General features: G+C 65.4%; 10 protein-coding genes. 6 read left to right on the top strand and 4 right to left on the bottom strand.

Translation table 11 applies throughout. From position 1 onward, the window contains the following. The 5 genes from VFO93_RS01500 to VFO93_RS01480 form a co-directional block, all read left to right on the top strand. Window positions 1-524: hypothetical protein (locus VFO93_RS01500; protein ID WP_325132535.1), on the top strand; the 524-nt coding region annotated here is incomplete at its 5' end. Next, the gene (locus tag VFO93_RS01495) at window positions 433-2,982 is read left to right on the top strand and encodes a hypothetical protein (RefSeq protein ID WP_325132534.1); all 2,550 of its coding nucleotides are present in this window, start codon (window positions 433-435) and stop codon (window positions 2,980-2,982) included. The genes VFO93_RS01500 and VFO93_RS01495, both read left to right, overlap by 92 nt. A gap of 6 nt (window positions 2,983-2,988) precedes the next feature. After that, window positions 2,989-5,877 (top strand): hypothetical protein, encoded by a 2,889-nt coding sequence (locus VFO93_RS01490; RefSeq protein ID WP_325132533.1) that lies wholly within the window; start codon window positions 2,989-2,991, stop codon window positions 5,875-5,877. A 118-nt stretch (window positions 5,878-5,995) separates the two neighbouring features. Continuing rightward, the gene (locus tag VFO93_RS01485) at window positions 5,996-6,961 is read left to right on the top strand and encodes an aldo/keto reductase (protein WP_325132532.1); all 966 of its coding nucleotides are present in this window, start codon (window positions 5,996-5,998) and stop codon (window positions 6,959-6,961) included. Window positions 6,962-7,023: 62 nt separating this feature from the next. Continuing rightward, window positions 7,024-8,055: an NADP-dependent oxidoreductase gene (locus tag VFO93_RS01480; protein WP_325132531.1), complete on the top strand. Its 1,032-nt coding sequence runs from the start codon at window positions 7,024-7,026 to the stop codon at window positions 8,053-8,055. Window positions 8,056-8,187: 132 nt separating this feature from the next. Here VFO93_RS01480 and VFO93_RS01475 read toward each other — a convergent pair whose 3' ends face one another. The 4 genes from VFO93_RS01475 to VFO93_RS01460 form a co-directional block, all read right to left on the bottom strand. Then, window positions 8,188-8,709: an SgcJ/EcaC family oxidoreductase gene (locus VFO93_RS01475; RefSeq protein WP_325132530.1), complete on the bottom strand. Its 522-nt coding sequence runs from the start codon at window positions 8,707-8,709 to the stop codon at window positions 8,188-8,190. A gap of 39 nt (window positions 8,710-8,748) precedes the next feature. Then, on the bottom strand, window positions 8,749-9,306 hold the full coding sequence (locus tag VFO93_RS01470) for an SgcJ/EcaC family oxidoreductase (protein ID WP_325132529.1): 558 nt from the start codon (window positions 9,304-9,306) through the stop codon (window positions 8,749-8,751). A 72-nt stretch (window positions 9,307-9,378) separates the two neighbouring features. Next, the gene (locus tag VFO93_RS01465; protein WP_325132528.1) at window positions 9,379-10,239 is read right to left on the bottom strand and encodes a helix-turn-helix domain-containing protein; all 861 of its coding nucleotides are present in this window, start codon (window positions 10,237-10,239) and stop codon (window positions 9,379-9,381) included. 212 nt (window positions 10,240-10,451) lie between these two features. Next, a complete protein-coding gene (locus VFO93_RS01460; RefSeq protein WP_325132527.1) occupies window positions 10,452-11,447 on the bottom strand; it encodes a transglutaminase domain-containing protein in 996 nt (331 codons plus the stop codon). A gap of 87 nt (window positions 11,448-11,534) precedes the next feature. Between VFO93_RS01460 and VFO93_RS01455 the strand changes: the two genes are divergently transcribed. Further along, window positions 11,535-12,254, top strand: a complete 720-nt coding sequence (locus tag VFO93_RS01455) for a DUF421 domain-containing protein (protein ID WP_325132526.1) — start codon at window positions 11,535-11,537, stop codon at window positions 12,252-12,254. Window positions 12,255-12,402 lie beyond the last annotated feature (148 nt).

Below are 12,402 nucleotides of genomic sequence, written 5' to 3'. Positions count from 1 at the left end.
TGTTTGCGGCCGGGCAGCGCACGCCCACGGCCCTGCTACCGCCGCTGGCCTGGCAGCCCATCGCCGAGTTTGTGCCGCTCGAAATACCCACGGCGGCCCTGCCCGCCCAGGCGGCCCCGCGCTACCGGGTGCGGTTGGTGCCGTCGGGCCGGGCGCGGGCCGGGGCGGCGCTGCTCACCACGCTGGCCGCCTGGCAGGCCTACGCCGAGGCCGCCCCCGAAAGCCGCCTGCACCCGTTGCGCTTCGCCGCGTCGGCCGAGGGACGGGTGCTGGTGCTGGGCACGCCGCTGCCGCCGCTGGCCAGCCCCGAATACTGGCAGCAGGGCAGTTTGCTGCTACCGGCCGGGTTCGACTTCGAGGCGGCGCTGCTGGGGCCGCTGCTCGCGCAGCAGCTCGATGCCGAGGGCGAGGCGCTGCTTTTATTCGCCCCCGATGGCAGCTGGGAGCGCGTGCCGCTGGCGCACTTGGTGCCCGCCACGCGCAGCGCCGTGCGACTCACCGTGGCTAGTTTTAGTTATGAGTGAGTCGCGTTCTGTTTCGGATTTGGCACTGCATTACTTCCTGCGGCCTCGTGGCCATTTTTGGCGGTGGGTAGAAGAGGGCAAAGTCATTGAGTGGCGCAATAGCAACACCCTTTGCTATCGGGAAGAATTAGCGCGGGTGTTGCGCAGTCTTACCGCGCAGGGTTTCCCACCACTCGCGCCAGTGCTGCTTTTGCTGGCGGCCTGTAGTGATAGTTGGCCGAGGGCCAGTGGCGGCGTAGCCGTGCTGGAAAACCTATTGGTCAATACTCCTGCTGCTCCCGACGACCCGGCACTGGGGCAGCTGAAGCAGCAGTTACATGAGGCACTCTGTTTCATGGGTGTGGTGCGAATGCTACCGCTCAGCCTGCGGTCGGACGTGCCCAAGCTGCATTTGTTTCGAGAGGTATTTCAAGCGCAAGCGCCTCACCTCTCGGCCGAAGCTTCCCACGAAGTACTGGTTGAGTGGGACAGTGGCCGCTTGGATGAGGTATTCTTCTACAGCGGTGTTTTTTTAACACTGCGACGCTTCTCGCAGGAGCTGGACTGCCTGGCTCAGGCTTACCAGCGCTTTCCTACCACCGAGCAGCTGGCCCTGCGCCTGCGCACCGGCCTCGACCAGCTGCCGCCGCCCCTGCCCACACCCGAGCCGCCCGCCGCGCCCGACCAGCCGCTTTCGCTGCTCGACCAACTATCCCAGGACCAGCGCACGGCCGGCCTGGCCAACCTGGCGCAGCACCTGGTAGCGGCCCTGCACGTGCCGTTGCACGCGCGCGGGGCCAGCGACCAGCCGCTGGGCGGCGTGGCCGACATCACCAATCGCGGCAACTTCGACCGCCTACTGCTCAGCGAGCTAGCGCACGACGACCTGACGCTCACGGCCCGGCTGGTGAACAACGAGGCGCTGTATTTGCGCCGCGAGGAGCCGCCGCGCCCGCAGGCCCGGCCCCGCGCCGTGCTGCTCGATACTACCCTGCGGCTGTGGGGCACGCCGCGGGTGTTTGGGCTGGCCGCCGCGCTGGCCTGGGCCTACCACGCGCAGCTGCCGCGCACGCGGGCCGCCCTCACGGCCTACGCTTTGGGCGGCCAGGCCAGCACCCCGCTCGACCTCGACTCGGTGGCGGGCGTGGTGCAGGCCCTCGGTTGCCTCGACCCGGCGCTACACTGCGGGCCGGCGCTCGCGGCGCTGGGCCTCGGCCAGCCGCAGGCGGCGGGTACTGACTACCTGCTCGTCACGGATGCTGAGGCGGCACAGCAGCCCGCGCTCAGCCAGCAGCTGGCGGCGGCGCAGCCGGGCCTGCGGTTTTTGCTGACGGTAAGCCGCACCGGCACCCTGGAGCTGTTTGAGTACCAGAACGGCCACCGCACGCTCTTGAGCACCAGCCAATACGACCTCGACGAGCTACTGACCAAGCGCCCCACGAAGCGACTAGTGAAGCCTCTGCCCCCGCTGGTGGGGCCGGCTTTCCTGCGGTGCGTGCCGCCGCCACTGTTTTTCCCGACCCCCAGCCTGCGGCTGTCGAAGCAGAATGCCCTGTTCAGGCTGCGCCTGGGTGCGCTGGCCATCACCGACACGCGGCGCGTGCTGCACTGGCCCGACCGCACCACCGGCGCGCGTGAGCTACTACCGGCCATCGAGGCCGGCACGTACTACTTCGGCACCGATAAATACTCCGAGGCTTACGTGCTGGTACACGCGCCGGGACTGCTGCGCGTGTACTGCTTTAACTTGCTCGAAGGCGGCGTGGAGCTTATCGACTTGGCGCAGGAGCTGGGCGAAGCAGAGCAGGTAATCGGCGTGGTGTTTGAAGATAATTGCTACTACGTGCGGCGGTCGAGTGGCCCACCAGCGTCCAAGTGGCTGGGTAGCACGCTGGTGTTCGACTGCCAGCAGCGCGCCGTGCGCGAGCGGCACGACGCGGCTTTTCCCATCGTCCACGAGTCGAAGCTGCGGCCCGATTTCGGCAATTTCAAGCGCTTCATCAACAACGGGTACAGCGTGTTTCACCGCATCAGCCACGTGGGGGTGAGTGAGGCCGGCGAGTTGCTGGTCGATGGCTACGCCCTGCGCCTTAAATCCGTATCGGATGCCCTCGCGCACCAACTGTACTTTTTGAGTAGAACCGATGCGGATGCCAACCCCTCGCCGCACGCCAAAGCCACGGCTGCCGACATCGCCCCCGCCGACGCCAGCGCCACGGCGCTATCGCGCCGCTTTGCCTGGCCCGATGGCAGCGAGGCCATAGTAGACGCGCGGGGCCTGCTGCACCTGCGCAGCGCCGATGCCCGCGTGCCCGAACTGACGGTACTGCTCGTGCTGGGCCAGCCTACCGCCGCCTGGGCGGCCAATGGCACCGTGGCGGGCTCGGCTTATTTCACCGGCCACAGCCCGGCGCAGCCGCTGGCTCCGGCCGAATTTTATCAGCAGTATATTCAGCGCTTTACAGCTCCTTTGAGGTAATTTTTTATGCAGCTCACCCTTCGCTACCACGAGCAGGCGCAGCGCCCGGCGTGCGCGGCTTTTTTGCGGGGCACCGACCCGGCCGCCTGGCTGCGCGAGCTGGGCCGCTGGCAGCTGGCGGCCGGCCAGCTGAGCTGCTACCTGGTGCCCGAATCCATCCGCTCGGTGCGGGTAGCGGGCTTGTTTGTGGTGGTGGCCGAGGGCACGCGCCTGCCCGCCGACGTGCTGGAGCCCTACGGCCAGGCGGCCGGGTCGCGCCTCTACGTGCCGGTGCAGGCCGGGCTATGGCCCGCCACCACGCCCGCCGAGCTGCAAGCCGCTCTGCTGTGGCCGCGCCAGCTGCTGCACCCCAGCATCGGCCTGGTGGGCTTCGACACTACCGACGAGCTTGACCTGAGCTCGCTACTGGCCTGCCCCGCGCCGCGTCCCACCGACTGGGGCCGCGCCCGGCCGGGCTACCCGCCCAAGCCCCGCTTGCAGCAACTGCGGGTGCTGCGCCCCTCGGCCACCGAGGTGCTCCAGACCTTGCGGCAAGACGTGGGCACCGCGCCCCTCACCGAGCTGCCCGGCACTGCCGATGCCCAGCCCGGCCCCGTACGCCAGTGGTTTGAAAAGCTGCGCTACAACCTAGTGAAAACCTGGCTGGGCTGGGTGCGCCGGCAGCGGCAGGGCCGCGAGCCGCGCAGCGGCGCTGGCTTCGACTGGGGGCGGCTTTTCCGGGTGCTGGGGGTAGCAGTGCTTGTGGTGTTGGGGGTGCTGGGCATGATAGCACTGCTGAGCCAAGGCTCCATCAGTAGCACCGGTATCGTGCTGGCTATTGTGCTGCGCTTAATTATAATGCTACTTGGTGGCAACAACGACGCCCGCCCCGCGCCCGCCCAGCACTTCGGCCGGCCCAAGGCCGCCCAGCCGGGCCGGCTCGAAAAGTGGCTGGCGGGCAACCTCGACGCGCTCGAAAAAAAGCGCCAGAACGAGATTGAGCGCCTGCTGCGCCTATTCAACGAAAACCCGGCCGAGGCCCTGAAATACGCCATTCCGCTCGGCGGCCCCTACCAAAACCGGGGCACCGCGCCGCCTTCGGCCCTGCTCGGCCGCCGCGATACGCGCTTCGACCTCAGCAACCTGGGCGGTGGCCGGGCGGCCGATGAGTGGGACATCGGCGACTACCAGCACGATTTGCGCCGCCAGTACGAGTCGGCCGCCAACCAGGAGCTGCTGGCGGGCCGCCATTCCAAGGCAGCTTACATCTACGCGCACCTGCTGGGCGACTACCTGGCGGCGGCCAACGCGCTGGAGCAAGGCGGCTTGTTCCGCGAAGCGGCTACTCTGCACAAAGACCACCTGCACAGCCCCGCCGGGGCCGCCCGGTGCCTCGAGCGCGGCGGCCTGCTGCTCGAAGCCGCCGACCTCTACGCCGAGCTAAACCAATACGAAAAAGCCGGCGACCTCTACGCCCAGCTAGCCCAGCCGGCGCGGGCCGCCAGCCACTACGAGCGCGGCACCGCCCTGCTGCTAGAGCGCGACGACCGCCCCGCTGCCGCCCGCCTGCTGGCCGACAAGCTGCACGCCCCCGCCCGCGCCCAGCAGGTGCTGCTCGAAGGCTGGGCCAGCCCCCGGCAGCCCGAGGTGTGCCTCACGCAGTACTTTGAGCTGGCCGCCGCCGAGGCGCAAGACCTGGGAGCGCAGGTGCAGGCCGTGTACCGGCAGCACAGCACCCCGGCGCAGCACGTGCCGCTGCTGCGCGTGCTGGCTGGCGTGGCCGACCAGCACGCCACGCCCGCGCTATTGGCCGCCGCGCGCGAGGTCGCCTACGAGGTCGTCAGCACCGAGGCAGCAGCCGGCAACCTGGAGCCACTGCCGCTGCTGCGCCACTTCGAGCCCACCGACCGCCTGCTCGCCGCCGATTGCAGCCGCTACGCTACCAGCCAGCCGCGCCCGGCCACCGCGCCGCCGCGCCCGGCTGCCATGCAGCTCGATGCGACTATTGAGTGGCAAAAAGCCGTCAGCCACCGGCAGCAGTGGGTGGCGCTGGGCGTGCGCGGCGAGCAGCTGCACCTGGCGCGCGGCAACTGGTACGGCCACCTCGAATATTATTCGTGGGAGGTGCCCCTACCCATTGGCACCAACCTGGATTTGGTAGCCGACGAGTTTCAAAGCACGACGGTGCTGGTTCGCACCTCGGCGGGCGTGGCGCTGCCCACCCTGCACCTGCCCAAAAACAAGCACTTCGCTGAGGCCCTGACCGTGGAAAGCCCCAGTTGGCTGCCACCCTGGCCAGCGCGGGTAGGCCTGTGGCCCAACGGCACCGCCACCGTGCGCCTGCAAGGCGACATGGCGCTGCTACAGCGCTACACCGCCACCGGCCAGCCGCTGCCGGCGCTGTCGTACCGGCTGTCTACGCCCGCGCAACCCTTTGTGGGGAACGAGCGCGGAGAACCCTGCGAACTGCTCTACCACGACGGCAAGTACTTCACCTACTGGCTGAACCAAGTGGTGTGGCTGGCCGAAAGCGGCTCGCACCGGCTGCACGTGCTGGACGAGGAAATTTTCCAGCTGGTGCGCTCGTCCTATGCCGCCGAGTTTGCGCTGGCCGCCGTTTCTGAGGAGAATTTTATGCGCTGGGAGCCGTTGCGGCCCGCCAACAACGCTCCCTGGAAGCAGCTTTCGGTAGCCGATGCTACCATTTACAGCCTGTGCTTTGTCAGCGCCACGCACCTTGTCGGCCTGAGCACCCAGCACGCCACGCTTTACGAGCTGGGGCCGGCCGGTGCGCAGGCGGTGCGCCAGCTGGAGCTTCCAAACTGGGTAGCCGCGCTGCCCACCAGCCACCGCCAGCAGTTCGCGCTGCTGAAATCGACGGGCGAGCTGTCGCTGCACCAGCTAAACGTAGACTAAGCGGTGCATCCGAGCCCGGCAAACAAAAGCGGCCGCGCCCTTCTTGTTCAACGTCACCGCTCGGGTGCGATTGCTTCGCTGCGCTCGCAATGACGGGCGCGTTCTACTCCTTTTCCTTATGGCAACCCATCGTGAACTTGGCCGCTCGGGCCTGCACATCGCCCCGCTGGTGCTGGGCGGCAACGTATTCGGCTGGACGGCCGACGAACCCACTTCTTTCGCCGTGCTCGACGCCTTTGTGGCGGGCGGCGGCAACGCTATTGACACCGCCGACGTGTACTCGGCCTGGGTGCCCGGCCACCAGGGCGGCGGGCAGTCCGAAACCGTGATTGGCAAGTGGCTGAAGCAGCGCGGCCGCCGCGACGACGTGCTCATTTTCACTAAGGTGGGCATGGACCTAGGCGACGGCAAGCAGGGCTTGTCGAAAACCTACATCAAGCAGGCCGTGGAGGCGTCTTTGCAGCGCTTACAAACCGACTACATCGACCTCTACCAGAGCCACAAAGACGACGAGAGCCTACCCGTAACCGAGCCGCTCGAAGCTTACGCCGAGTTGATAAAGGAAGGTAAAATTCGGGCCATCGGCGCGTCTAACTTCAAGCCCGAGCGCCTGCAAGCCGCCCTCGACGCCGCCCAGCAGGGCCTGCCGCGCTACGAAAGCCTCCAGCCCGAGTACAACCTCTACGACCGCGAAACTTTCGAAAAAGACGACCTAGGCATTGTGCAGGCCAGCGGCATCGGCGTGATTCCGTATTTCGGGCTGGCTGCCGGCTTCCTCACCGGCAAGTACCGCAGCGAGGCCGACTTGCAGAAAAGCCAGCGCGGCGCGGGCATCGGCAAGAAGTACCTTAACGACAAGGGTTTCCAAATCTTGAAAGCCCTCGACGCCGTGGCCGACCGCCACTCGGCTACCCCGGCCCAAGTAGCACTGGCCTGGCTGATGCAGGCGCCCGGCATCACGGCGCCCATCGCCAGCGGCACCAGCCCCGGCCAGGTGCAGGAGCTGACCGAGGCCATGTACCTTCAGCTCACCGCCGCCGATGTGGCCGAGCTACAAGCGCCCGCCCCTGCTAAAGCCGCCTAGTTTTCACCCAGAAAGCGCCGCCTACCTAGGGCGGCGTTTTCAGTTACTTACCTTTCCTTGAAATGGCTTATTCCAACACCCACGTGCTGCTGGCCTCGCGCCCCAAAGGCCTGCCCCAGCCCGAAAACCTAACCATCGAAACCGTTGAGGTGCCGCCCCTCACCGCGGGCCAAGTGCTCGTCAAAGTCGAATTAATCTCGCTCGACCCCGCCATGCGCGGCTGGATGAACGAGGGCAAAAGCTACGCGCCGCCCATAGCCATTGGCGAGGTGTTTCGGGCACTGGCGGCGGGCCAAGTCGTGGAGTCGCAGCACCCCGGCTTTGCGGCGGGCGACTACGTGACCGGCGTCCTAGGTGCCCAGCAGTATGTGGTGCGCGAGGGTGATGCCGCCCAGGACCCCGCCAATCCTGCTTACCTACTAAAGGTTGACACTAGCCTCGCGCCCCTCGAAACCTACCTGGCCACCCTCGGCATGCCCGGCATGACGGCCTATTTCGGCCTGCTCGACACCGGCCAGCCCCAACCCGGCAACACGGTGGTAGTGAGCGGCGCGGCCGGCGCCGTAGGCAGTGTAGTGGGCCAGCTTGCCAAGCTCAAAGGCTGCCGCGTGGTAGGCATCGCCGGAGACCAGGCCAAGGTGGACTACTGCGTCAACGAGTTGGGCTTCGATGCCTGCATCAATTACAAAACCGAGGACGTGGCCGCCGCCCTGCGCGCCGCCTGCCCCCAAGGCATCGACGTGTATTTTGACAACGTAGGCGGCGAAATCCTCGACACGGTGCTGCTCCAGATTAACCTGAAAGCGCGCATCGTCATCTGCGGGGCCATCTCGCAGTACAACAACACGGCCCCGGGCAAAGGCCCCGCCAACTACATGATGCTGCTCGTGAACCGCGCCCGCATGGAAGGTATCCTGGTCGGCGACAACGCCGCCCGCTTCGGCGACGCCGCTCGCGAAATGGCCGGCTGGCTGCGCGAAGGCAAGCTCACCACGCCCAAAGTGCAGACCGAGCACGGCATCGAACACTTCCTCCCCACGCTGAATAAGCTGTTTTCGGGCGAGAACTTCGGCAAGCTCGTGCTCGCGCCCTAGGTCGGCGTTTTTAGAAGTATAGTACTGTCATACTGAACGCAGTGAAGCATCTCTACCGCACCGTTACACAGTCAACAACGAGGCGATAGAGATGCTTCACTGCGTTCAGTATGACAAACGTTTACAGGTATTTCAATCCTTCTTCAACGTAGGGTCATTAGGAGCTTCTTTGGCATCGACCAGCGTGTTTTGAAACGCGGCGATGAGCCAGCGGCCCTGGCGCTTGACCAGCACCGTGGTATTGGCGGTTTGGGGGTGGGGCGGCACGCCGGGCGGCAGCGGCTTGCTGCCTTTGGTTACGACCACCACCTCGGGCGTGAGCAACTGAAAGGTGAGCGCGGCCACATCGAGCGGCGGAAATTTCATGTCCTTGTACCGCGTGTCGAACACTGCCTGGTGGCCTTTTTGCACGGCGGGCTCGCCCTGCCACAGCATGCCCACAATGTTTATCGACGTGACCTCGGGCGTGGTGTACGTGGTTATTTCCGAGAACTTATGGTCGTTCAAGTTCTTCTGAAAGTGTTGCAGCGTGGCCACAATGGCTTCTTTATCAGCCGCTGGCAACGTAGTAGATTGGGCGGTCGCCCGGTAGCCAGTAGCACCGAGCAGAAGCAGGCTCCACACCAGGTTTTTCATAGCAGGCTGCGTTTTCATTGTTTTAAGCTTTAAGGGGAAGGCGCGCACTAAGCTTACCTAGTGGTAGTTAGCAAATTTTACCGGGTCGAAGGGCGCGGGCGGCGGGCTGGTTTTGCCAATCGGGTTGTTGGCCTGGGCGGCGGCACGCACTACTGTGTTTTGGGCGGCTGTGAGCAGCCAATGGCCCTGCCTTTTCACCAGCACCAGCGTGAGCAGGTTGTCGTCGTCGCCCTCCTTGTTGCTGCCGTGGTCGATGCCATCGGGCGGGTAAAAGGCACCCACGTGGCAGTATAAATTAACCACCGCCACACCGGGCGCAATGCCGCGCACCGTGGCTTTGCCGGGCGCGAAGGCGACCCCCTTGAAGATGGTATCGAATATCTGCTGGTGCGCCTGCTGCACGGCGGGACGGCCGCGCCACCACATGCCCACGATGTTGACCCAGCTCACGTCGGGCGTGGTGTAGGTGGCCATATCGGCGAAGTGGTGGTTCTGAAAATTGGCCGTTATGCGCGCTACCGTGCGGCGCACGGCGGCCTCCTCGGTGGGCGAGAGCTGGGCAAAGGCGCGGCTGGCCCCCAGCAGCAGGGCCAGCGCTAACAAACAGGTTTTCATGGGCTACGTAGATAAGTACGCCCGCAAAGCTCCGGCCCCTGGCTACCCGGCTAGTAGTAAAAAAACGACATTCTACCACCCCGGCACCAGCAGGTGGTTGGAGACCGCGCCGCCCGCCACGCGGGTGTGGGCGGTTTCGGCGGCCAGCAGCTGCGGCGGCGTCACGCCGGCAAACTCGCGGAAGTCGCGTACCAGGTGGCGATAGTCGTAGTAGCCGCACTGCACGGCCACGGCCAGCCAGTCGAGGCCGGGCCGGCGCTCCTTGAGGTTGAAGGCTTGGTCGAAGCGCGCGATGCGGGCAAACAGCTTGGGGCTGAGGCCCACCCGCGCAATGAAATTGCGCTCGAACTGCCGCGGGCTCAGGCAGGCTTCGGCGGCGAGGTGGTCGAGCGAGGCACCTAGGCGGCCGCTAGGCAGCAGCGTCGCCAGCAGCCGGTCGAGGGGCCGCTCGGTGTGCGGGCGCAGGCGGCGCAGCATCCGCAGCAGGTAGCGTTCGACCACGGCCAGCATGGTGGCGTAACTGGGGGCATCTTCTAGCCGCGCTTCTACCTCGCCCAGCGCCGGGCCGAGCAGGGCCCGGCTTTCGACCGAATAATCCAGCATTTCGGCTACCGGCACCCCCAGCAGCCGGTGCAGCCCGCCGGGCCAAAAGGCGGCGCACAGCATCAGGTGCTCGGTCGGGAAATGCAAATCGAGCCGCGACACCTGCGGGCCTACCAAGATACTGTGCGGCAAGTCGATAAACTTGCTTTCCTTATGATGAAAGCTCCGCATACCACCCCGCGGGTAGAAATACAGGCACTGCTGCGGCGCCGGCGGCATAGGCTTAATGGCCTGGGCTGGGTCCACGCCATCGTAGCGCACGTGCACCAGCAGGTAGTGCTGCACAAACGGGCGCAGGGCCGGGGCGGGCGGTACGATGCGGAAGAACACGGCACGGCTGGTTATTTAGCCGTAAGATACTGTAGCGCTGATTTCTATTCTGTGAGAAGAAGCTATTTTGATTAAATAGAAACCTGAAAAACCCGGCTGTCATGCTGAGCTTGCGAAGCATCTTATCACGCCAGAATGAGTTATTCCAACGTGACAGGATGCTTCGCAAGCTCAGCATGACAGCCGGGTTTTAGGTGGCTAATGTGCCTTACCTACTTCTCCGCTACGTCCTCAAACGTGTAGGTGCGGGCCACATTTTCTATCGGCTGGCCGTCGGCCTCGGCGTAAGGGTACACAAAGTAATTGAGCGGCGGGCCGGCTTGCTTGGGCACCAGCGTGAGGTCGCGGCCGCGGGTAAACTCGACGCGGTTTTCGTCGTGCGCGCCGAAAAAGTACTTGCGCTTGTCGGGGTTTTTAGCCGCTTCCGAGGCATCAACGGGCACCCAGCCGGTTTCTTTCGTGAAGAACTCGGCCCAGCAGTGGTAGCCTTTCACCTCGCCCCGGCCGCGGTCGGCGGGCAGCGGCAGGCCGATGCTGAAGCGCGCCGGGATACCTAGGGCCCGGCAGTAGCCGATGACGATGGCGTGGAAATCGGTGCAGTTGCCGCGCCGGGCGTCGCAGGCGTAGTAGATATCGCCGCGGCCCCAGCCCTGGCCGGTTTTGTCGTAGGTCACGGTGCTGACTACGTGCTCGTAGATAGCGCGGGCCTTGGCCAGCGGCGTGGTAGCGTGGGCGTTGGCTACTACTTCCTGGGCCTGGGCCTTGATTTTAGCGTCGAGCGGCACCAGGCGGTCGGCCGCCAGCCAGCGCTTGAGGTTGGGGTCGGTGGCCTCGGTTTCGGCGGGGGCGTGGTCGTCGGTGGCGCGCAGGTTGAGGTGCTCGCGCCGCGTAACCTGGGCCGTGAGCGTGACGGTGAGCGGGGCGATGGGCACGCTGGCCGGCTTAAGGTGCAGTATCTGGTTGCCGTAGAGGTCGGTTTCGACGGTGTAAGGCGCGCCGGCCTCAATCTTGAGGTTGCGGATGTCCTGATTTTTATCGTTGTGCGGCACCGGCATCCAGAATTCCAGCTGCTTAGTGCCAGCTACAGGAGTAGGCACCACCGCCTTGCACGTCAGCAAAAACGTGCGGCTGCGCGGCGCGACTGTGGTAGTGGCCGGCGCGGCGGCGGTAAGCAGCAGCGCGGTAGCGGCGAGCAGCGGGTATCTCATAGCGGAGGTTATCGTAAAGCAGGCTGTAAAATTACGGCCGCTGCCGGGCCGCGCTTCTTACCCTACTCCTCTACGCGCTTTTAGTTTATGCTGCTCGCCGCCACGCCGCTCGTGCCCTTCGACTGGCACCGCATCATCTGGACGCCCCGCACGCCCCCGGCCTACCTCGGCGAAATTGTGTTTCGCTGCGTGGTGATGTACTTCATTATCATCATCGCGCTGCGCGTGACTGGCCGGCGCGGGGTGCGGCAGCTATCCATTTTTGAAATCAGCCTGGTGCTGGCGCTCGGCTCGGCGGCGGGCGATACCATGTTCTACGGCACTACCTCGCTGCTTTACGCGTCCGTGGTGTTCATGGTCGTCACGGGCTTGTACTGGCTGTTCAACCTGCTCACGCGGCGTTTTCCGCGCCTCAGCGACTGGCTGGAGGGCAAGCCCGTACTGCTCATCGAGGATGGCCGCATCAAGCTCGAAAATTTTAAGCAGCTGCGGCTTACGCAGAAGGAGCTATTTGGCGAATTGCGGCAGCAGCAGGTCGAGCACCTGGGCCAGGTGCGCCTGGCCTACATGGAAGCCACCGGCAGCCTAAGCGTCTACTTCTACCCCACCACCGACCCCGTGCAGGCGGGCCTACCCATCAGGCCCGAGCGCTGCGAGCGCCTGCTGCGCCGCGCCGACACCGCTGGCCCCCACGCCTGCTACTGCTGCGGCCACGTGCAGCACCTGGCCACCGACACGCCCGCCACCTGCCCCGGCTGCCAGCGCGACGAGTGGCTGCCCGTGAGCACCGCCGAGCGGGCGGGGTAAAGGCTGCGCGGTACATCTTGAAGTAACGAGCGGGTCATGCTGAGCGAAGCGCAGCGCAGTCGAAGCATCTCTATCGCTTCGTTGCTAACGCAAGAGGTTACTCTGCTAAAGAGATGCTTCGACTGCGCTGCGCTTCGCTCAGCATGAC

Source organism: Hymenobacter sp. (assembly GCF_035709525.1).
In the GTDB taxonomy this organism is placed as follows: domain Bacteria; phylum Bacteroidota; class Bacteroidia; order Cytophagales; family Hymenobacteraceae; genus Hymenobacter.
Note: the sequence above shows the minus strand (reverse complement) of the source record. Positions and strands in the feature narration are given on the sequence as shown.